Source organism: Candidatus Nitrospira neomarina (assembly GCF_032051675.1).
In the GTDB taxonomy this organism is placed as follows: domain Bacteria; phylum Nitrospirota; class Nitrospiria; order Nitrospirales; family UBA8639; genus Nitrospira_E; species Nitrospira_E neomarina.
Genome location: NZ_CP116968.1, coordinates 2,156,046 through 2,177,364, shown reverse-complemented (window position 1 = coordinate 2,177,364; position 21,319 = coordinate 2,156,046). Strand labels below are relative to the sequence as shown.

Sequence of the window (21,319 nt, the reverse complement as noted above, 5' to 3'; positions counted from 1 at the left end):
GTGTTGCCTCGACGAAAGCCATTTCAAATATGAAAACCTTTGAGGAAGAATGGCGGGCTCGATTTGAACGCTTTGGGCGTACATATGAGAGGGATGATCTAGTCTCAGGATGGTCAGAAAAAGGACTCTGGACTCGATTCGAAAGATTTGCTGATCTCCTCCAGACCCAGCCACTTCTCTGTCCGTTGAGAGCCTTAGATCTGGGGTGTGGAGCAGGGACTTATGTGCGGTATTTAGCGAATGGAGGGCACAAGGTAGTTGGTCTCGATTATTCAATCCCCACTCTTCACCGGGCACTGACCGCGGATTCAGAAAAAAACAGTCCCTATTTGTGTGGTGAAGCCTATCATTTGCCTTTTAAAGATGAAAGTTTTGATCTGGTGACCTCTGTAGGTGTCATTCAAGCACTTGGAAGTCCAGAGCGGGCCTTGGATGAAATGGTACGGGTTTTACGCCCCAATGGTTTTCTTATTGTAGAAGCCCTTAATTCACTTGAACTATTGGCATTGGGGAAACGTCTCTATGATTGGGCTATAGGAAGGTCGCCTCGTTTGCATACCCACTCTTCTTCTATGATCACCGCGTTACTTTTGGCTCGAGGGGTGAGGCTAATTAAGAAGACAGGAATTTATCTTCCCCCTAGGGGGGTGCCTTGGCTGGCTCCACTTTTATCCGAGAGAACCATACGCTTGATCGGACTCGTGCCCGGACTCTCCGTTGTTTTGGCGCATGCATTTCTCTACCTTAGCATAAAAGAAAGCAATGATTAATGCGTTCGGATTTTCACTACCTGACTTAAAGCGTCCTAAATAAATGTCGCTTTTGATTGTCCCAAAATTTTAGGCATATTGGCTGTTAAGTAACCATCTGATTCGAAGGAGATGAGGACGCGAGCTGCCCAACGGTCTCATGGTCTAAAAAAAGTGGTCGAGGGCAAGAGTGGGAGGCCGCCGATCCTTCTTGCGCGAATATTCCAGATTCTCCCACAGGCGGCTTTTGCATAGTTGGGCGGGTGCCGGCGGGGGCCCAGCTGACCCTTGGTGTATGAGGGCATGCGAAGCGGATGGCTGCGAAAGGTGACGCACGAGCTAATGTTCTGGATGGATGAGGACACCACCAAAGGCAATCCGCAGCAGTATCAGTTCCCTTTTTATCCTGGGGCCTTGAGGCTGGTCCGTCAGGTGGTTAAACGGTATCGTGAAATGCTCCTGAGTAAGAACTCGAGTTCCCGCCCACTCCACCAAATGGGCCACAACCCTCAGAGAACCTTTACCGATCATAGAATCAGCGTTCGGAAGAACCGCTGGCCAATTTGGCCGAAATTTTCCCTAACTCCAATGGCCCGCGCAAAGACGGGGCCTCGAAAACAATTTTGTGGACGAATAGGCCGTCCGCGCGGCTCATTTTTTGGGCCCCACCCTGGGTGTCCATTGGCAAATTTATGTGGTGAAAGACCATGGGGACCGATTTTGGATCAAGCTTCTCCCGGCGGTGAGTCCGCTTGGGGTCTTGCAGTGATTGAGGCCCTGATGCATTCGACGATGTTTGTCGATTTCCTCAAGAAATCTCATTGGGATATTAATCGGCCTATTTTTATGGTTGCTGATCGAGCATCTACCATGTCTCCCATGTAACACGACATTTAGTAGAACAGGCCTATGGGGCCATCCCGTTGGGCTATTTCTCCAGATATGCCTCAGAGTTGAACGGATGAAACGGTGTCTGGAGTCATGCCAAAATGGACCTGAGAAACACCTTTTTGGGAGTCACAAGCTCACATGAAACATTCGGCGAACAATGTGTTGCAATTCATCCAACGCACCACTGCTCTGGTTCATTCATTAAGAGATGACTAAGTACGCCGTCTCCTAGCAGTAACTACCCTTGGGACGATCAATAACAAAATGATAGCACCCACTGGCGTAAATCCATTTCTTCTATACTGACGGAGAATAAGGTATTTACCAAAAACCCCTAACTTCAGGCAGCCTGGTGTTGGTCTATCCGACATAGCCACCGGTCATTGTTCTGAGATTCTAAGGAGCAGTTTAATGTGTGGAATTTTTGGTGTGGTTGATGTTGATCAGAAAAGTATTTCTAAATCTGCTCGCGGGGAACTTCTAAAAAAAATGGGACAAATTATGGTGCATCGAGGGCCGGATGATGAAGGATTCTTCCTTGGGGAAGCCATGGGGTTTGGAATGCGTCGGCTCAGTATCCTTGACATCGAGGGCGGTCACCAACCCATCCCAAATGAAGATGAATCGATCTGGGTTGTCTGTAATGGTGAAATTTACAATTTCAGAGAATTGAGGATCACATTAGAGGAGCAGGGCCATCGTTTCCGTACATTTAGTGATACGGAAGTCATCGTTCATCTTTATGAAGAAATCGGATTGGAGGTATTTGGTCAACTCCGCGGCATGTTTGCTGTGGCAATCTGGGATGGGCCTCGATCACGGTTTATCCTTGGGAGGGATCGGCTTGGCGAAAAGCCTCTCTATATAAGGAAGGAGCCTCATCGAGTCTTGTTCAGTTCAGAATTAAAATCTATTCTCCAAGATGGAAGTGTGCCTCGTCGCTTGAATTTTCAAGCTCTCCAAGAGTACCTAGCTCTGGGATATGTCCCGGCTCCATGGACTCTGTTAGAAGGCATAGAAAAAATCCTTCCTGGGCACTTTCTCATGATTCAGAATGGGAAGATCCATGAAGAAAAGTATTGGGATGTTCAAATCCAGCCTTCTGAAGACTATTCGGAAGAAGAGTGGATAGAGCAGGTTCGTAACGCATTCATGGATTCGGTCAAAACTCAGTTGGTGAGTGATGTTCCCTTGGGAGCATTTCTGAGTGGAGGGATTGATTCGAGTGCAATTGTGGCCGCCATGGCCCGTTCAACCGATCAGCCTGTTAAAACTTTTGCCATCGGTTTTGGAGGAGAAGACCAGTATTATAATGAATTGCCCTACGCCAGGATTGTCGCTGATGCCATGGGGACGGACCACCATGAAATTATGGTGACCCCTGATGTGGCGAGCTTATTGCCCAAGCTGCTCTGGTATTTGGAAGAACCCATAGCCGATTCAGCATTTATTACGACCTATTTGGTGTCTGAGCTTGCAAGGAAATCGGTAAAAGTGATTTTGTCAGGAGTGGGAGGGGACGAATTATTCGGGGGGTATAGGAGATATTTGGGAGGCGAGTTTATCCAATACTATAAAATGCTTCCCAAAGCCATACGGAATCGATGGCTGCCTGCTGTATTTGATAGATTGCCCAAGGACCGACATTCTTATTTATCCAATATGGCTCGCTATGTTAATGGGTTTCTTAAAACTGGTGAATTGACACCATCCCTTCGGTATATGTCTTATGTTGGAGTTTTTTCGCCAGAAATTTTGGAATGTCTCCCCGTTCACGATCATTCTGTACAGCCCTTGGGAAATATTCCATATAGCAAAGCCATGGAAAGGTATTTTGATCAAGCCATGACTTGTGACGATTTAGGGCAAGTGATTTATGTGGATTTAAAAACTTCGCTGCCTGATGATTTGTTGGCTCTTACTGATAAGATGACCATGGCTGCCTCAATAGAATGCCGGGCCCCATTTATTGATCATAAATTGGTAGAACTCGCCAACAGGATTCCTTCACATCTCAAAATTCATGGGTTTACAACCAAACGATTGTTGAAAAAAGCTGTGTCCCCCTGGTTGCCGGAAGGGATTTTGAAGCGCCCCAAACGTGGGTTTGGTGCACCATTGGGAGCCTGGTTACGAAAAGATCTAGAGGTCATCATGAATGAGACTCTTTCAGAATCCCAGGTAAGGAAAAGGGGCCTTTTCCGGTGGGACCAGGTAAAGGCCACCATCGCGAGCCACCGCAATCGGCAACAAGATCATACAGACCACTTGTTGACATTAATAAACCTTGAACTCTGGCTCAGAATTTTCATTGATGGAAATGGCTATCAAGCTGATCCAGAAAGTGATGCTGTAAAATCAATTTTGCGAGGTTAATGGTGCGCTAACAGGCAAGCAAATTATACGAAGCGTTTGGAAGTTGAAAAAATGTGGGGAAAACATTGAAGAAGAGTAGTTCACACTCAAGCGAAATAAAGGGGCTGACAATTGAAGAGTTATGTATGAGAGTAGTGACTACGGTGAGTTTAAACGGCGGGTGTCTCCGGTCGAAATGGTTGTGGCTTAACATACCCATTCAACCAACAAAGGAGAGATCTCAGGATGCCAGCGCGCGGCAATTCGGAACTAAAAAATTTAGAGAGCTCGGATAATCTAACAGCCCTAAATCGGTCGGCAGAAATAGACCCCGATTTTTGGATCGCTCGATCAGTGAAATTTCTGCTTGCTATTATGCGGCTTCCTTTACTTCTGGATCTGCAAAAAACGCGGCATCAGGCGGGTTATTGCTTGATGCCGGCGTTCACTCTTATAGAACAAAAATAATGCGTTCACCCCCTCTGCAAGACTGCGGGAGTGTCATAGGCCCGCAGGTAGATATCCTCGTACTTCACACTGCGCTATAGGCGTTTGACGAAGACATTGTCAATCCAACGCCTTTTTCGTCCATGCTGATCGTGATGTGTTGGGTCCGGAGCACCGCCGTGAACGCCTCATTAGTGAATTGTGCCCCCTGATCGGTGTTGAAGATGTCCGGAGCGCCAGAGTGAACCAAAGCTTCTTGGAGGCTATAGTGGACCACATTGTCAAGACCACTGAAATAGGAAAACAAGTCAGCTTCGAATAATAGTTTATCCGTATTTCCGTGCGTGGCCGACTTCTCGAAATGAACTTGTTCTGGCGTGTGATAATCCAAAGCCTGATGGAGCCGTCGGCGTTGTAAAATTGAAAATAGGTGGGTAAGCCCCGCTCCAGATCTACCCCGTTGCGATAGTCGTGCAGATAGATGTCTTCGTACTTGACCGTGCGCCACAGTCGTTCGATAAAGATGTTGTCAAAAACGCGGCCTCGTCCATCCATACTGATCTGGACCTCAGCCGCGTCGAGCCGACTCGTGAAGGCGGCACTCGTGAACTGACAGCCCTGATCACTATTGAAAATCGCCCGACAACCTTGGGTGAATGCCTGCTCGAGCGCATCCAGACAGAAGGTCGTGTCCTGGGCGTTCGACACCATCCACGCTAAAACATAGCGGCTATACCAATCGAGAATGGCCACCAGAAACATACAGCCCCGGTGCATGGGAATATCCTGCTCCCCTCGAAAGTGAGTCCACCCATAAGACATAATGCTTTTATTCAGGAGGTGGATCATGGCAGAGGAACCAGACGAACCCATTCAACGTTGGACCGCAAAACGGCGAGTGACCCTAGTGTTGAGTATTGAGAAGGGAGAAACTTCGGTAGTCGAAGCGGCTCGAGTCCATGGACTAACCGTCGCCGAGGTGGAGGCCTGGCGCGAACGATTTCTGGTGGGAGCGGAAAATGCGTTACGAAGTTGGCCCAAGGACGAAGAGGCCCTCAAAGATGAGCAGATCAGGAAACTCAAACAGAAAATTGGGGACCTGGTGGTCGACAATGATGTCTTACGGGAAGCCTTGAAACCGTACCCTTTGGCCCGAGGGATGTCCGACGCGTGAGAGTGGCCCACACGGATGTCTCGGAACGCCGGGTCTGTTCAGTGTTACAGGTCGCTCGGGCTCGCATGCGCAGACGCTCAGGGGGCAGCGAGCAACGACGCGCGTTTCCGAAGTCTTCGCCACTCCGCTGCAGCAGTTGTTTAAGCAGCATCCTACGTATGGCTATCGACGACTCTTGGCACTGTTACACGGGGGAGGGCTGCACGTGAATCGGAAAGCGGTCTATCGCGTGCTACGCATTAGGCAATGGCTCGTCCATCAACGGATCAGGACCCCACGGCCCCGCGTGCAAAGTCGGCGGAGTCGGACGACGGAGAGTAATTGTCGATGGGCGATGGATGTCACGCCTATTCCGTGTGGCCAGGGTGGCTGGGGGACGTGATTGATGGTCATGATCGAGAGCTAATCGGCTATGAGTTTGCCTTGCGGGGGAGAGCCAAAGAGGCTGAACAAGCTCTGGAAGCCGGTTGTATAGCTCGCTTCGGGACCCTCCGGCCTGTTGGGCCCACCCCAGTCCTCCGAAGTGACAACGGCTTAATTTTTCAAAGCCGCCGCTTTCGCCAAGCCCGTGGAGACTATCGCCTGGCGCAGGAGTTTATCACTCCCTACACGCCCCAACAAAATAATGGACTCATTGAAGGGATCTTTCGGAGTGTGAAAGAAGAATGTGCCTGGCAACACCCCTTTGAGAATTTTGAAGAGGCAAGGCAGATTATTAATCAATGGCTGCGGTGGTATAACGAGGAGCGCCTGCATCAAGCCTTGCAGTACCGAAGTCCGCGGCAATTTCGCCAAGAACAATGTTCACAGGTGGCTTGATTTCAGGGGAGCACTACAGGAATATACGTCACATCCGTGCACCACACCTGGTTCGGCCGATCAATCACCAGGCCCCGCAGCAAATAGGGATAGATGGTGTGAGCCGGATGCGGGCGGCTCGTGTGTGGACCAGGAGCCACCCCTTCCAAGCCCATCAGTCGCATGAGGCGCTGCACACGCATGCGATTCACCTCATAGTCGACGCCATTCAGATAGATAGCCATCCGTCGGCTGCCGTAAAAGGGCGTCCGAGTATATTGCTGATCAAGGTGTCGCATGAGCTCCAGGGTGTCTGCGGTTTCCTCCATAGGGGGGTAGTACCAATTGGCTCGTCCAAGGTTCAGTCACTCACATTGCCGTCGAATACTCAGCTGCGGATGGCCTGGCACAATCCACTGCCGTTTGACGTCAACCGAGCCCGGCAGTTTTTTTATCCAATCCAACTCCATCTTCAAGCGACCGATTTCTTTGTACAGTTTCGCATGAACGGCTTCGGAGTCTTGGGCGCTTTTCCCACGAGCGCCGGTAAAAAGTTCGCGTGCTCCCCCTTGCACTTGCCGCTTCCATTGGCTGATCTGCCTCGGATGCACCTGATACTGCCCGGCCAACTCGTTGACGGTCGTCAGCCCCTTCAAGGCTTCAAGAGCCACCTTGGCTTTAAATTCAGCACTGTGCCTGACCCGTTTGTTCCCCATCGCGTCCCCCTTTCAAACCACGGCCCAATTTTACGAAGCTTATGGTCTGAATTTTGGGGTCCACTATGGGACGAGGGGTAGCAAGATCAGTTTCTTCGGGCGGGAGAAAACGGTCTGCGGCAGCAGCTCAAAGACGAAGGGCGCTGAAGGTGGAACAGATGAAGAAACTCAAGCAGAAGATTGGAGATCTGGTGGTAGAACATGATGTGAAGCCGTACCCTTTGGGTCGGGAAATGTCCGACGTGTGAAAGCAACCTTTCCGGACATCTTAGAGCGGCAGGCCTGTCGGATCTTACGGGTCGCACGATCAACGCTCCATCTCCAAACTCGCCAAGCGTTTAATCATGCAACTGCACGCACTCATTCAGGAGCATCCGACCTATGGCTACCTCCGGCTGTGGGCGTTGTTGCGGTATCGAGAGGGACTGGCGATCAATAGGAAAGCGGTGTATCGCGTCTTACTGATACTACAATGGCTGGTGCATCAACGAACCCGCACGCCTCGCCCTCGGGCCCACCGATTGAGGAGTCGCACTCCTCAGAGTGATCAGCGGTGGGCCATGGATATGACGCATATTCCGTGTGGACAGGATGGCTGAGGCCATCTCACCGCGGTGATTGATGGTCATGATCGAGAGATGATCGGGTATGAGTTTGCCTTGCGAGGGAGAGCCAAGGAAGCCGAACGCGTGATTGAATCAGCCTGTCTCGCACGTTGTGGTACCGTGCGTCCTGGGGGAATGACTCCGGTACTCCGCAGAGATAATGGTTTGATCTTTCAGCGTCGGCGGTTCCGCCAAGCCTTTCGAGGCTATCGACTACAACAAAAATTTATCACGTCTTATACGCCGGAAAAGAATGGTCTCATTGAACGCTTTTTTCAGAGTCTCAAAGAGGAATGTGTGTGGCAACACCACTTTGAGGGATTTGAGGAGGCCCGGCCGACGATCACACGATGGATCCGCTGGTGCAACGCGGAGTGTCCGCATTAAGCATTACGGTACCGGAGCCCTCGACAATTTCAGCAAGAACAACGCTCACAGGTGGCTTGATTTCTGGGGAACACTACAGCTTGTTTTGGGAAGATTTGTCATACCCGTGATTGGCTGTTCTCCATGATATTCATATTGGGTACATACGCAGAGGATTGGGCACGCTTGTGTGGTTTCCCTCAGCTGCTTACGATGATCGAGAAGATTAAGAATGTGGATGGCCTTGCTGAGCAAAGTACCGATTTGGCCGCCGAATAAGCAATCGCCCAGACGCCAGGTTTGACAATAAGGCGCCTGGGCATCTTGTCGTTATTCAGCTTCTGGGCACATACTACTCTAATCTTTTGTGGCTATACACTCAGTTCTCCTTCGTAGGAAAAAATGCAGGCCTTGTTTCCTAAATCCGTGAGTCTCAGTTTTGGATAATTGTAAGTTTTAGTTGTGTTGGGGGACTCGGAGGGATGGTATCCCCAGGACCGGGGTTACTTCCTCCCGCTGCATAACGATAAAGGTATATATAGGGATTTGCATCATCCCGGTTTCCCAGAAAAGCTAGGACATTCTGATATGGGTCAAATACTATTGCATGCTTTACATCAGGATGGAGTCCAGGAGGATCAGTAACCATGGCAGGTGTTTCCCATGATTTGGTTTCCGGATGATACACATGGAATCCTAGTGTACCGGGATGAAGAAAAAAGAGCACATTATTTATGCTGTCCCAGGCTGAGTAAGACGAATTTAGCGATAACTCAATAGGGCCATCTGGCACCGGCCCAAGGTCGGTCATGGTTTTAGCATCCATATTCCAACGCATTAGACGACCTGCAATTTCGTCAACAGCGAAAATTACACGTTTCTTAAAATCTACAGAAAGTGCGGCGTTAAAAATCCGGACGGTATCACCAACGGCATTGTTTCCATGAGAGAAGCTTGACCAAGTTCGAGTTTTTACATCATAAATGTCAACAAATTGATTGACCCCAAAGCGGATAATGGTGTCTGTCTTGGCATCATAGATACTCATCCATTTCTCTCCACGGTGCGGAGTAGTGTCTTCTCCCCAATCGAGCCACCGCTTAGTGAGATTGGGCTCAGCGGGGTTAAAGGTCATAATATGATTAAATTTGAATTTTGGCTCATCAGTTGCAGGGTTAGTGGTTCGCCCAGGACAGGAAGGCTGGACAGGAGTGACCATTGTGCCTGGCACCATCCAAAACACTTTTCGTGTTGAATCCCACGTCCAACCAACAAAATCTGGTGATTTTGGTTGAATGCCTCCGTCCGGGCCACAATAGGGATATTCCTGCCGCCATCCCGCATTTCGATTTTGTTTATTTGCCCAACGGTCTGAGATTGATAATGAATACATATCTTGTCTATAGGAGCTCGGATAATCACCGGGTCCAAAATCTCCTCCCATGGAATAGAGTCGCCCATCAATAGGGTTATGGGCCCACGTCACATGTTTGGAGTTTTGAATTCCAATCGGAGCAGCATCTGGATAGTCCAGTGCCACGAATACACCTGTTGGGATATTAATCTGTCCTGTTGGAGGAGGTACCGTTGAGGTGCTATTGTTTGTTGCTACGCTTATCGCCGTCGACTTAACAGAGTTATTTCCTGCTAGGTCAAAGGCGGAGACCATGTAGCTATATGAAGTTGATGGAGTAAGTCCAGTATCAAGGTAGGTTGTACTGGATGATGGTGTATTAACTTGTGTGCCGTTTCTAAATACCTTGTAGCCTGCAACTCCTACATTGTCTGTTGAGGCAGTCCACGAGAGATTTATCTGTGTTGACGAAATCGCCGAACCGGAAAGCGCACTTGGTATGGAAGGAGGTGTGGTGTCCGACGAAGGAGGGGGAGGGGTGGGGGTATTGCCTGAGGTACTCAATTTATAAATATAGACATTTTCATCAATGCTGTTCACTACAATAAAGACATTCTTGGAGGGAACATAGCGCCAGCGATTGAACGTACCTTGATGTGGGGCTGATGTGGGTATCACAGAATTTGTTGTTATATGCTTTGTCCAGACGAGAGTATCCATGTTTAGGGTATAGACATTTGCTCCGCCATGCCATGCAACAATCCTGTCACTCACGGGATCATAATCGACGCCCGGGTAATTGGCCGAGACCATATTGGTGGCACCTGAGGTAGAAAGAGTTTGGCGTTGAATAATTCCTGAATTATTTAGATTATAGGCAAAAACATTACCCCCACCGATAGAAACAAACAGCCTTCGTTTAGAATCAATAGTTGCTGTTTGGGGCCCGCCTAAAGAAGCATTACTTCTCACCGTCCATTTATCAGAAATCGGGTCGTATTCTAATAGATTTTGCCAACTATTTTGTCCAGCCATAAAAACATGACCAGAGGAGGGATCAAAGGCCGTGACCATTTCAAGTCGAGAATCATACGGCAGTTTAGCCTTTTGTTGCCATTGTAATGTGTTGAAATCAAGCATCCATGTGGCTTGACTAGAACTACCGGTTCCACAATGAAGAGAACCACCATGCATCCAGAATTTATCGACATTCGGGAGATATTCCAGCCCATCATAGGTATGTCGCTGGGCGGGTTTCCCATCCGGATAGATTTCACTGCAGGGACCATTTATTGCTGGAATATTTGGTGATTGTGGGTGAGCAATGGACCATGCCAATGTATTCATATTAAATGCATAAATCTCATTACCGCCGTAATCATTATGCCCACCACCGGTGACGAGATATCTGTCACGTTTGGTGTCATAGGCTCCACTATTCCAGGCAAGGATAATGTTTTCAGGCCCATTTCCTGGCGCTATTGGACTTGGAACTAGGGCTCTAATTTTAGAATTTGGCACTTCATACCATTCACCGGCTTTAAGGTTGTCAAGAATCCCCGCATTTGTCTCCTGTGGAAAGACAATGCCAAAGAGAAGGAGCGAACAGAGCAGAAGAGAGAAAGCGTGTATTAAAGGGGATATTCCTCTTAAATACCTTTTGTGACCCATGTTTCTCGAGAATATTTCCATGGTTTAGAACTCCCTTTTCTTGTATTTTTCAGATACAGGCTGAATCTAAGTATTAATGATAGTTGTATCTATGCTTTACGTGGATAGGATTGTAAGGTTCAGGTTAGTGGGTGCCGCAGGAGGACTAGTGTCGGGACCCGGGGTTTGTTGCTTGAATGGCTTTCGTTCTAATTTTGGCAGCCATCCTGGATTTTGGCCCTCGCCAGCATAGGATCCTCGGAATCGGAAATCCCGAAGAGTCCCATTAAAGTCAAGATTCCAGTCGGTGAATTGTCCGTTGAAGGAGTCGGTCGTTATAGGCACGCCGGTGACCTTTCCGGGTCGCGGATATAAATCTAGTTGTCCTGGAGAAGCAAAAGGATTGACCAAATAATTTCCGGCTGCTGCAAAGACGTCTGTGATATTGTCAAGGACATCACTGGCCTGAATTGGCGTGCCAGCAAAAACAACATTACCAAGAACTTTTTGTTGGAATTCTGGGTATCCGCCAGAAACAGTAATTCCCGTGTTTTTTGAGATCATAGTGTTGTTGAAAACCCGAACCATGCGTGGCCGGTCATTGTGGGGCCTTATATTCATTGCCGGGTAGGGACTATCCAAGGTGTTGACGAAGATGTTGCTAAAAACAGCTACATTACCCTCTCCTTGGAAAAGAGCTTCATTGGGATTTTGATAGAAAAAATTGCCATAAATTTCATACACATCATCCTGTCCTGGTCCTGATAAGGGGAAGTGTCCAACCAGGAGATTAGGGCGTGCTCGGCCGCCGCTTGACGCATTGTTGGCCTTGCTAAATACGTTATTCCTGATAATGGTTTTACTTTTTCCTGTGGGCATCCCAGGAACATTTGGTCTAGGATTTTGATGTTTGATTTCTATGTTGTACCCAATGGTGTCCGTAATGAGGTTGTTTTCGATGACTCCATTCACGAATGGCTCGGTGCCTGGAGAGTTACCTAAATACATGCCGGTGCCACCATCAGTGATGATATTGTTGCGAATTGTCCAATTCCACACCGGGGAACGGTTTGTTGAGATGCCGACCGTTCCCTGATCGTCGCTGAACCCATGAATATACAGGTTTTCCAGGGTGATATGGTGCGAAATGCCTTGTGCATTCACCCCGTCACCGCCAAGGTTTCGAGGATTGACTTCCAAGTTACAAATGATGACATAACTTGATCCATCAATTCGTACCGTGTTTTGATTGGAATGCCCGAGTATTTGTGGCCTTGTGCCCCCGTCCTGTCCCGAAATAATAATGGGCTTATCTTGGGTCCCGTTGAGATTAAACACCGGTAAACCGTTCTGGTCATAAATTCCTGGATCTAGTAATAAGGTATCTCCTGAAGTAAGTGTGGAAAGCAGTGAAAGATAATTTGAGGGATTTGCACGTATGATATTTTGGTTAGGAAATGCAGAGGTGTTGGATGCCCATGCGCTGGATACCGTTTCTTGCCATAAGACGAGGCTTGAGCTTATCGGGGAAATTAAAATGATAGCGGAGAAAGAGATGATTATCTTGCCAAGAGATGTCCATTGACGCATGGCTGCCCCCTTATAAATTAAACCTAAAGTTCTGTTTTTGAAGTGCAACCCTTTTTAGAGGAGAATGTCTTTTTCTCCTGGCTTTTTTTTCGTGGTTTTGGGGTATTTTGGTCGAGCCCTGCTTGTATGGCCCCCTTCCCATAAGCTTGCCATCGTGAAAAATAGACATGAGTTTCATTTTAAAATTTTACTTTGTCACCATATAATTTAATAATATAACTTCAAGGCTTACTTAATTAACTCAAACTACAGCAAGCAACCAGAGTATTTTGATGAAACCATGGATGGTAATATTTTTTCCACTTTTACATTTCCTGTCATTAGTCCGTGACTGGGAATCCTTCGGTTAAATTTAGAAATTCTTTAGAAATTAAAAACCTTGTGTAGGCTAATGGGATTTTCAATATTTGCTACCCATTTATTTGCTCGCAATGGAGATATTCTCTGGTAGGACACATGGTTTCTTGCTGGAAGCAAAAGTAAAAAATTCGAAGACTTCTCTGGCAGAGTCAGAGCCCCAGCTTTCAATAGAAAATGTTTTCTCATCCGGTTGTTAATCACTCCCTGATCGTTCAGCAATTTAATTAAAAAGCCGAGTTCCTGTGAACGAATGACTTCACCCATCAATGGCCGATGTCTAGCCCGTTCCCCAAACCGTCCAAGCCAATGTCTCGGTTCCCCAAGTCTAAAGAACCGACGGATTTTTTTCCGATGGGACCCAGTTCGTCTCTGACACACCTTTTCCTGCGAGAGGGTCAATTGGCTCAGGTTACCTAATGCCTGCAGCCCCTGACGGCTCAATTACACCTGTGCTCCCCTCTCCGAAGATGATTTGGCGATTGATGGGGTTCAAGTTTTTGAGGGTATTCCTTCCCGCAGCATCTAGGAGAAATCTTACAGGGTGTAATCGTCTGAGGTCATTCACCGCAAATGTAGTTGCACCGTCCCTCTTTCCACGAGAAGGATCCTGGAACATTATCGGAACAATCCGATTGTCCAAAATGAATGAGTTGAACTTTCACTAGGATATTGGTCGGTAGCCCTCCAGGCTCCAACGGTGCTTCTCCTCATGTAGAGGAGGTTGTCGGATGGATGGGGTGCTGGTCACGTTTCCTATCGCATTGCTTCTCACTACGTAAAACTGGATTTGTTTTCTGGTCCGATAGTTATGAAATTTATTATTTATATTTTTCACTTATCTCCTTCCGTGTATTTGATTCTTTGCTGCGCCACTGATGTTTCATTAGAGGATCCCGCCCTAGGGTTTGACGATGACCGAATACATACTACCTGAACCACTACCCTTGGCATTGCCCCCAAGGGTAATGGTGCCGGCGGGGAAGGACCGCACAAACAGGCGGAGGGTCGTATCCGATGTCACCAGATTCGTGCCGGTATCAGAAAAAGTGCTCAGCCACGATGGTTTCATGGTGATACGCACGTCATAGCCGACGAACACGGACACGGGTTGATTGACCGTAAAGCTGAAAAAGGAGGTCGAAGTTGCCGTTTTGTCATCATTCGCCGTTCGGATATATCTGGCTCCCTGTACGCTGGTAGGGACCGTGGTAAAGGTATAGGCGCGGTCAATATACACGGTGCCTCCGGCTTGAAGGCCAGAGGTGGGCACGACGTACGTTTTTCCACTGGCCACCGTCAGATTGGAAATACTGAGTTCTGAGGAGGGTGGTGGTGTGCTGGTATTGCTCACGGTGACGGTGCGGGGGGCGGCGGTGGTTGTATTGCCCGCGGCATCGCGGGCGATCGCCGAAAGGGTGTAGGAGCCATTCGGCACGGTGGTCGTATTCCAGCTGGTGCTGTAGGGATTGGTCGTATCTTCGGCGCCGAGATTGGCGCCCTGGAGACGGAATTGCACGCCGGCCACGCCCGTATTATCGCTGGCACTGGCACTGACCGTCACCGTGCCGGAGACGGTGCCCGCACTGGGGGTCGTCAGCGTGACCGTAGGAGGAGTGGTGTCCGCGGAGGTGCCGCTCCCGGCTTCTGGTTTGACGATAACGGAATACATGCTGCAACATCCGCCGCTAGCATTGCCTCCGAGGGTAATGGTGCCGGCGGGGAAGGACCGCACAAATAGGCTGAGGGTCGCATCCGAGGTCACCAGATTTGTGCCGGTATCGGTAAACGTGTTCAACCACGAGGGTTTCGAGGTAATACGATCGCCATGGGCAACATACACGGATACGGGTTGATTGACTGTAAAGCTGAGGAACGACGCATTGGTCGCTGCTTTGTCATCATTCGCCGTTCGGATATATGACGCTCCCTGCACGAGAGCAGGGACGGTCGTAAAGGTATAGGCGCGGTCGATATACACGGTCCCTCCGGCTTGGAGGCCGGAAGTGGGCACGACATACGCTTTCCCGCTGGCCACCGTCAGATTCGAAATGTTGAGTGTTGAGGTGGGTGGAGGCGGAGGTGGCGTGGTGGAATTGCTCACCGTGACGGTGCGGGATGCAGAGGTGGTCGTATTGCCCGCCGCATCGCGGGCGACCGCCGTAAGGGTATAGGAGCCATTCGGCACAGTGGTCGTATTCCAGCTGGTGCTGTAGGGATTGGTCGTATCTTCGGCGCCGAGATTGGCGCCCTGGAGACGGAATTGCACGCCGGCCACGCCCGTATTATCGCTGGCACTGGCACTGACCGTCACCGTGCCGGAGACGGTGCCCGCACTGGGGGTCGTCAGCGTGACCGTAGGAGGAGTGGTGTCCGCGGAGGTGCCGCTCCCGGCTTCTGGTTTGACGATAACGGAATACATGCTGCAACATCCGCCGCTAGCATTGCCTCCGAGGGTAATGGTGCCGGCGGGGAAGGACCGCACAAATAGGCTGAGGGTCGCATCCGAGGTCACCAGATTTGTGCCGGTATCGGTAAACGTGTTCAACCACGAGGGTTTCGAGGTAATACGATCGCCATGGGCAACATACACGGATACGGGTTGATTGACTGTAAAGCTGAGGAACGACGCATTGGTCGCTGCTTTGTCATCATTCGCCGTTCGGATATATGACGCTCCCTGCACGAGAGCAGGGACGGTCGTAAAGGTATAGGCGCGGTCGATATACACGGTCCCTCCGGCTTGGAGGCCGGAAGTGGGCACGACATACGCTTTCCCGCTGGCCACCGTCAGATTGGAAATACTGAGTGTTGAGGAAGGTGGGGGAGGGGCTGTCGTGGTCAAAGTAATTTGTTTTTCTGTCGAAGGTGCACTTTCATTTCCGGCCGTGTCAAATGCTGTCGCAATAAATCCATAGGTTGTGCCGCCATTGAGCCCAGAAACGGTTGTTGCGGGCGAGGATGGATTGCTGGGCATTCCTGAAAATATGGGCTGTCCAAAATCTTGAGAAGGTAACGTCCGTTTATAAATTTTATATCCGGCCAAATCCGATTCGGAATTTTTGTCCCAGGTCACTGAAACGTTAGCTGAAAAAACAGGGGCGCAAGGTATTACAGATATCAATGCTACAAAAAGAATGGGAAACGAAAATTTGGTGGGAGAATTGAAAAACGCCAAGCTACTGATTGTCCTTGTAGAAAGCTGTACGACGTTTTTGAAAAACCTCCGAGCGATTTGCCTAAGTTGAGGCATCCAGACCCTAGGATTTTTAGCGGGACGAGTTTCTTTAAATAAAAGGATAGTGCTTTGGAATTTCATTATTCATCTCCCAGTTTTGGTAGACTTTTTACCATTTCATTAATAGTTTTCTCGAACGGTATTTCTCTATACGTGTGTATTTTCAATTTGCCCTCTTTTAATGGGAGTTCAATCTGAGGGGAAAACATGGCTATCCTTGCGCTTAAATTTCTCCCAGGAGGAGAAAGACAAGCGGATTTATTTAATTAATCCTACAATTTAACCAAGACTTCCAAGTACTACCTAAGAAAAATTTTAAGATCTTTTTAAATCAGGGGGAGGATGATGAAAAATTATGAAGATAGATAAATTCTGGGGGGAGACGTAGAGCGACACGAAATGAGTAGATAAAGTAATTGTCACGATAATAAACATGCCCAGGTTAAATTTTCCCATCCGACAGATGAAAAAATTCAAGAAGTGGGATTTTGATAGAATTTGAATTCTTTCCAATAATTAAGTTAGTTACGGGGACATATGCAAAATGGAGACCAGTGAATCCTTGGTCTAAATATTTGATTGTTTCCAAAAAGAAAAATTGGCAGGTGGTTTAACAGAAACGTTATAAAACATTGGAATTCTGGTGTAGGATTACTCAATCTTATGTAGGAAATACAATTCAGCATTGCTACGTAGCCGACTTTTATGTGAAAGTTCTTGGGTGTTTCTGAGGAAGAGGGATCTTTGAATTGTCCATAGAAAGAACAAAAGAGAGTGTTTGGAAATTTTTTCACTCAGGTCTAGAGTCAACAGATACCAATGCTTTTGTTGAAACGTTCGTAATCGTTTTGGTGTTTTAAAAATGTTGACACGTCTATCTATATTTTGGCGATTAACCCTTGGGTACCTGACAATCCTTGCGTTGGTGGTTGGCGTGAATTTATATATTCTCCATCAATTTCGTGCCTTAACGGAATTAGGCGCTGAGTTAGCGACCCATCACTTTCCAGCTGTGGAAACGGCTAAGCGACTCATTACCAGTCTGTATGCGCAATTAAAAAGTGACAAGCAATATTTGGTACTTCGGGATACCACCCTTCTGAAAGATTTTCTTCAGGAGGCTGAAAACTTTCGCAAAACCTTAAAGGCGCTTCAAGATCAGGAAAACCCTGGCAGTACGCTGGAAGCACTTGCGAAAACAAAAGAACTTCATGAAGAATTTCATACCTTATTTTTGAGTGTTGGCGTTGAACAAGCCGACCGTTCTCCTCACGCTATCGCCAGCTATGAGCAAAATCGGGATACATTAATTACCGCTATAACCCAATCCATCAACGCCTATATCACTGCTCAGGAAGCCAGTGTCGGTGCGATTCTCAAGGATTCCCACCTTCGTTCGGTGCAGGCCCAGGAAATTACGAAACAGCTTCTGGTGATGGCGTTGGTTCTAGGTCTTGGCTTGGCCGGGATCGCCAGCTATAGTATCCTTCGGCCCCTTCGACGAGTCAAAGCTCAAATCCGCAGAATTGGACAAGGACAATTTGGAGGGACGATCTCCCTTTCTGTTCCACAGGAGTTACGTGAATTGGTTGGCCAGGTAAATTGGATGGGCGAAAAACTACAAAAGTTAGATGAGATGAAGTCGGAATTCCTGGCAAATATTTCCCATGAGTTACGGACGCCGTTAACGTCTATTCGTGAGGGCTCACAGCTTCTGCTGGATGGGATTCCTGGAACGCTGACGAAAGACCAACGAGAAACCCTCACCATCATTTCTGAGAGTAGTCAACGGCTCAATCACTTAATCGGGAATCTCTTGGATTTATCCCGGATGGAGGCCGACATGGTCTCCTACAATTTTAGTCCCACCGACTTAAATCGTTTGGTCGTCCGGTCGACAGAAAAAGTCAAATTTCTCGCAGAACGAAAAAATATTCATCTGACCCTCGATTTGTTTCAGAACAAGGTGAGGTTCTATGATCTGGATGGGCCGAGGATGGAACAAGTGTTGGAAAATATTTTATCGAATGCGATTAAATTTAGCCCCGAAGGAACGACGGTGTTGATTCGATCAAGGCCGGATAATGTCGGAGAAGGGTTGCAATTTTCTGTGTCTGATACGGGACCGGGAATTCCCGAAGCCGATTTGCCTCATATTTTTGAACGATTTTACCAGGGGAAAACCCAAGAAGGCCGTGTGTATGTGGGGAGTGGAATCGGTTTGGCTTTGGCGAAGCGGGTGGTCGAAGCCCATGGTGGTAAAATTTGGGCTGAGAGTATTCTGGGAACCGGGACTGCATTGCATTTTACCATTCCCAAGCGAAAACATACGGGGAGTGTCCATTGACACGCAAAAAATTTGAGTCGTTGCTCCTGGTGGTTTTAGGGTCCGTAATGCTCTTTGAATGGAGTGGGTCTACCCTCACCGATGGGAAGCGGTCTGCCATGGCTCAATCGGGGTCAACCGGCTACTCTGCGGTGTCCTCGGTGTTAACTCCTGACCCTGAAGATGTTCCATTTTTTCGGGCCATTGCAGATGATCAGGAAAAGAAGCTGAGTACTTGTAAAAGTGAAGATGAATGTCGTGCGGTTCATTTTCTTCGTGGAGTCGTCGCGTTGTATGAAAATAGGGAATTAGCGGCGCTGCATTTTCGAAAAGTGGTGGCCTCCAACCCCAACAGCGCATTGGCGGGTGAGAGCCGATTTTGGTTATGGTTGTTGGATGTATTGAATACTCCAGGAGGAGGGATCGCTTCCGAGGGCTTAACTAAACGATTGGTTCGTGAAATAGTGAATAAGGAATTATTGGTCCATGAATTAAGTCGTCAGTTGGAAACAGATTCAGTTGACGCACTGAAGCAAGAGCTGACGAACCGGGAAAAGGCTGTCGATGAATTGAATCAGGCTCTCGCGAATCTGTCCAAACAAACAGAACAATTAAAAAAGGAGCAGGCGCTCCGCCAGGATGTGCAGCAGGAACTGAAGTCCAGTGAGAGAAAAGTTCAAGAACTGACGAATCAATTAGAGGCGTTACGACGTATCGATCAGGAAATCCGCGAGAAGGCCCCACCGACCCGCCCATCTGAAAAAATGGCCCCAACCCCCAAACTCGAAAGAGCCGAGGAGAAAGAATTCCCAAATGAAGGTGAAGGAAAAAAATAGAGGAATTGTGATGGCTGATGAACGAATTCTTGTTGTTGATGACGATCCGAGTTTACTGACCCTCCTGAAAATGCGCTTGCATTCCATGGGATTTGTGGTGACGGCGTGTGGCTCCGGGGGGGATGCCTTGAGCCGGGTTCAGGAAGATCCCTATGATTTTGCCATTCTGGATCTTCGATTGCCGGATGCTGACGGCTTGGATCTGATGGAAGAATTGCATCAGCATCAAACGAATCTTCCAATCCTGATTTTAACGGCGCATGGCTGTATTCCTAATGCGGTGGAAGCCATGAAAAAGGGTGCGTATGGGTATTTAACCAAACCGTTTGATGACAAAGAGTTGCTGGAGAGTATTGATAAAGCCCTCACGACCAAACGAATGAGTCAGGAAATTCATCGACTACAACTGCTTGTGAACGAATTATATGGGCTTGAAAATGTCGTGGCCCGGAGTGCAGAAATGCATACAGTGTTGAAGCAGGTGGCGCAAGTGGCGAAGACCGATACCACCGTCTGTATTTCCGGAGAAACCGGAACAGGGAAAGAAGTTATTGCGCGCGTGCTCCATTGTAATAGCCCTCGAGCTTCGAAACCCTTTATGGCCGTCAATTGTGCAGCTATTCCAGAAACGTTGTTCGAAAGTGAGTTGTTCGGGCATATGAAGGGTTCCTTTACCGGGGCCCATCAAAATAAAAGAGGATTAATCCAAAGTGCTGATAAGGGAACCTTATTTTTAGATGAAATCGGTGAAATGCCTTTGTCATTACAGGGCAAACTCTTGCGGGCCATTCAAAATCGAGAGGTGGTGCCCGTCGGAGGGCAAGTGCCCGTGAAAGTGGATGTGAGAATTCTGGCTGCAACCAATAAGGATCTGGAGTTAGCCGTTCGAGAAGGACGATTTCGAGAAGATCTGTATTATCGGATTCATGTTGTGCCTTTGTGGATTCCTCCGCTTCGGCAAAGACGAGAGGATATTCCTTCTCTCGCCCAGTTTTTTCTCAAACGGAGCATAGAGCATCATGGTAAAATCGTCAAAGGATTTTCCCCGGAAGCCATGCAGGCCTTAATTACGTATCCTTGGCCAGGGAATGTTCGAGAACTTGAGAATATGATTGAACGTGCGGTTGTCATGTCTCCTCAAGAAATTATCACGGCAGAATTCCTTGCACTTTCTCCACAAGAACAAAGCAAGCCAGGTGGTCTTCAGCCATTAACCGATGCGAAAGAGGCATTTGAAAAGGAGTACCTTCAAGATTTGCTGAAAGCCACACAAGGAAACATCTCTAAGGCGGCACAAATTGCCGGGCGCTATCGGGCAGACTTTTATAAACTGCTCAAAAAATACGGACTGCATCCCTCCGATAGGCAGGAAGATGCGTCTTCTTCAAACGGCCAACCAGGACTCCAGTAATTTTGGTACAGCGGGCAAGAGGCTTCTTTCTCAGCATGGGGTCGGGAAGGTGCTCGATTCGTTTCACTTTAAAAACGGCAGTTACGTAGTTTTACGCTGGTTCATGCTTCGAAATTCTCGGCAGGAAGGGGCTGGAAAGGCCCATAGATACCTCGTAGGTCATCCCAGCAATTCTGACACGTCACTCCTGTGGGATAGCCTCATGTTCCCATTTCGGCATGATTAAATTTATAGGTTGAATGGGGCCGGCTCTTTCCTATAGATAGAGAAGCAAAAAATACTCCTCTTCATCAGAATCGAACTCTAGCTTTCCTTGTCCGGCGGGAGGCAAGGTCGATTTGAGAGGCCGAACCCTACAGTCCCCCTCCTCATCTTCCGAAAAAACTACTACAGTTTCATGCTGATTAATGTCCTGTGGGGCAGGCTAGGGTGGTGCTCTATCTTGAGCTCTTTCTC

General features: G+C 48.2%; 16 protein-coding genes and 1 pseudogene. 11 read left to right on the top strand and 6 right to left on the bottom strand.

All coding sequences use genetic code 11. The features are described 5' to 3' along the window. The first annotated feature begins 29 nt into the window (after nt 1-29). From PQG83_RS09485 to asnB, 3 genes are all read left to right on the top strand, one after another. Nucleotides 30-770: a class I SAM-dependent methyltransferase gene (locus PQG83_RS09485; RefSeq protein WP_312748808.1), complete on the top strand. Its 741-nt coding sequence runs from the start codon at nt 30-32 to the stop codon at nt 768-770. Nucleotides 771-1,469: 699 nt separating this feature from the next. Beyond that, entirely contained in the window at nt 1,470-1,634 is a 165-nt protein-coding gene (locus PQG83_RS09480; RefSeq protein WP_312748806.1) for a hypothetical protein, read from the top strand. 417 nt (nt 1,635-2,051) lie between these two features. Beyond that, nucleotides 2,052-4,016 carry an asparagine synthase (glutamine-hydrolyzing) gene (gene asnB / locus PQG83_RS09475; protein ID WP_312748804.1) on the top strand — a complete coding sequence of 655 codons (1,965 nt, stop codon included), beginning with the start codon at nt 2,052-2,054 and terminating at the stop codon, nt 4,014-4,016. A gap of 846 nt (nt 4,017-4,862) precedes the next feature. Here asnB and PQG83_RS21165 read toward each other — a convergent pair. Continuing rightward, a pseudogene (locus tag PQG83_RS21165) lies at nt 4,863-5,204 on the bottom strand (transposase); the annotation flags it as partial. Between the two features lie 85 nt (nt 5,205-5,289). Here PQG83_RS21165 and PQG83_RS09460 point away from each other — a divergent pair. From PQG83_RS09460 to PQG83_RS09455, 3 genes are all read left to right on the top strand, one after another. Then, nucleotides 5,290-5,616, top strand: a complete 327-nt coding sequence (locus PQG83_RS09460; protein ID WP_312748802.1) for a DUF1153 domain-containing protein — start codon at nt 5,290-5,292, stop codon at nt 5,614-5,616. A gap of 136 nt (nt 5,617-5,752) precedes the next feature. Next, the gene (locus PQG83_RS20925) at nt 5,753-5,998 is read left to right on the top strand and encodes an IS3 family transposase (protein WP_376753559.1); all 246 of its coding nucleotides are present in this window, start codon (nt 5,753-5,755) and stop codon (nt 5,996-5,998) included. Then, nucleotides 5,944-6,435, top strand: coding sequence for an integrase core domain-containing protein (locus PQG83_RS09455; RefSeq protein WP_312748801.1), 492 nt, complete (start codon nt 5,944-5,946; stop codon nt 6,433-6,435). The genes PQG83_RS20925 and PQG83_RS09455 overlap by 55 nt, the downstream gene beginning before the upstream one ends. 2 nt (nt 6,436-6,437) lie before the next feature. Here PQG83_RS09455 and PQG83_RS09450 read toward each other — a convergent pair whose 3' ends face one another. Continuing rightward, on the bottom strand, nt 6,438-6,713 hold the full coding sequence (locus PQG83_RS09450; RefSeq protein WP_312748800.1) for an IS3 family transposase: 276 nt from the start codon (nt 6,711-6,713) through the stop codon (nt 6,438-6,440). Nucleotides 6,714-6,779: 66 nt separating this feature from the next. Next, the gene (locus PQG83_RS09445) at nt 6,780-7,130 is read right to left on the bottom strand and encodes a transposase (protein ID WP_312748798.1); all 351 of its coding nucleotides are present in this window, start codon (nt 7,128-7,130) and stop codon (nt 6,780-6,782) included. 317 nt (nt 7,131-7,447) lie between these two features. On the opposite strand from PQG83_RS09445, the gene PQG83_RS09440 reads away from it, so the two are divergent. Continuing rightward, complete coding sequence (locus tag PQG83_RS09440; RefSeq protein WP_376753587.1) at nt 7,448-7,729, top strand: IS3 family transposase; 282 nt, start codon at nt 7,448-7,450, stop codon at nt 7,727-7,729. Between the two features lie 15 nt (nt 7,730-7,744). Then, entirely contained in the window at nt 7,745-8,122 is a 378-nt protein-coding gene (locus PQG83_RS09435) for an integrase core domain-containing protein (protein WP_312748794.1), read from the top strand. 412 nt (nt 8,123-8,534) lie between these two features. Here PQG83_RS09435 and PQG83_RS09430 read toward each other — a convergent pair whose 3' ends face one another. From PQG83_RS09430 to PQG83_RS09420, 3 genes are all read right to left on the bottom strand, one after another. Continuing rightward, complete coding sequence (locus PQG83_RS09430; RefSeq protein ID WP_312748792.1) at nt 8,535-11,147, bottom strand: fibronectin type III domain-containing protein; 2,613 nt, start codon at nt 11,145-11,147, stop codon at nt 8,535-8,537. A gap of 75 nt (nt 11,148-11,222) precedes the next feature. After that, the gene (locus PQG83_RS09425) at nt 11,223-12,695 is read right to left on the bottom strand and encodes a hypothetical protein (protein WP_312748790.1); all 1,473 of its coding nucleotides are present in this window, start codon (nt 12,693-12,695) and stop codon (nt 11,223-11,225) included. Nucleotides 12,696-13,953: 1,258 nt separating this feature from the next. Then, on the bottom strand, nt 13,954-16,128 hold the full coding sequence (locus PQG83_RS09420; protein ID WP_312748788.1) for an Ig-like domain-containing protein: 2,175 nt from the start codon (nt 16,126-16,128) through the stop codon (nt 13,954-13,956). Between the two features lie 1,024 nt (nt 16,129-17,152). Between PQG83_RS09420 and PQG83_RS09415 the strand changes: the two genes are divergently transcribed. From PQG83_RS09415 to PQG83_RS09405, 3 genes are read left to right on the top strand one after another with little or no spacing between them, the layout of a single operon-like run. Beyond that, nucleotides 17,153-18,637, top strand: coding sequence for a sensor histidine kinase (locus tag PQG83_RS09415; protein ID WP_312748787.1), 1,485 nt, complete (start codon nt 17,153-17,155; stop codon nt 18,635-18,637). Next, nucleotides 18,634-19,452, top strand: coding sequence for a hypothetical protein (locus tag PQG83_RS09410; RefSeq protein WP_312748786.1), 819 nt, complete (start codon nt 18,634-18,636; stop codon nt 19,450-19,452). The genes PQG83_RS09415 and PQG83_RS09410 overlap by 4 nt, the downstream gene beginning before the upstream one ends. A gap of 10 nt (nt 19,453-19,462) precedes the next feature. Continuing rightward, nucleotides 19,463-20,863, top strand: a complete 1,401-nt coding sequence (locus PQG83_RS09405) for a sigma-54-dependent transcriptional regulator (RefSeq protein WP_312748784.1) — start codon at nt 19,463-19,465, stop codon at nt 20,861-20,863. The last annotated feature ends 456 nt before the right edge of the window (nt 20,864-21,319 follow it).

Excerpts from the sequence above, each read along its gene's own strand:
- PQG83_RS09415 (WP_312748787.1), top strand. The coding sequence starts at position 17,153 with ATGTTGACACGTCTATCTATATTTTGGCGATTAACCCTTGGGTACCTG.
- PQG83_RS09425 (WP_312748790.1), bottom strand. The coding sequence starts at position 12,695 with ATGCGTCAATGGACATCTCTTGGCAAGATAATCATCTCTTTCTCCGCT.
- asnB (WP_312748804.1), top strand. The coding sequence starts at position 2,052 with ATGTGTGGAATTTTTGGTGTGGTTGATGTTGATCAGAAAAGTATTTCT.
- PQG83_RS09460 (WP_312748802.1), top strand. The coding sequence starts at position 5,290 with ATGGCAGAGGAACCAGACGAACCCATTCAACGTTGGACCGCAAAACGG.
- PQG83_RS09445 (WP_312748798.1), bottom strand. The coding sequence starts at position 7,130 with ATGGGGAACAAACGGGTCAGGCACAGTGCTGAATTTAAAGCCAAGGTG.
- PQG83_RS09455 (WP_312748801.1), top strand. The coding sequence starts at position 5,944 with ATGGGCGATGGATGTCACGCCTATTCCGTGTGGCCAGGGTGGCTGGGG.
- PQG83_RS09450 (WP_312748800.1), bottom strand. The coding sequence starts at position 6,713 with ATGCGACACCTTGATCAGCAATATACTCGGACGCCCTTTTACGGCAGC.
- PQG83_RS09430 (WP_312748792.1), bottom strand. The coding sequence starts at position 11,147 with ATGGAAATATTCTCGAGAAACATGGGTCACAAAAGGTATTTAAGAGGA.
- PQG83_RS09405 (WP_312748784.1), top strand. The coding sequence starts at position 19,463 with ATGGCTGATGAACGAATTCTTGTTGTTGATGACGATCCGAGTTTACTG.
- PQG83_RS09485 (WP_312748808.1), top strand. The coding sequence starts at position 30 with ATGAAAACCTTTGAGGAAGAATGGCGGGCTCGATTTGAACGCTTTGGG.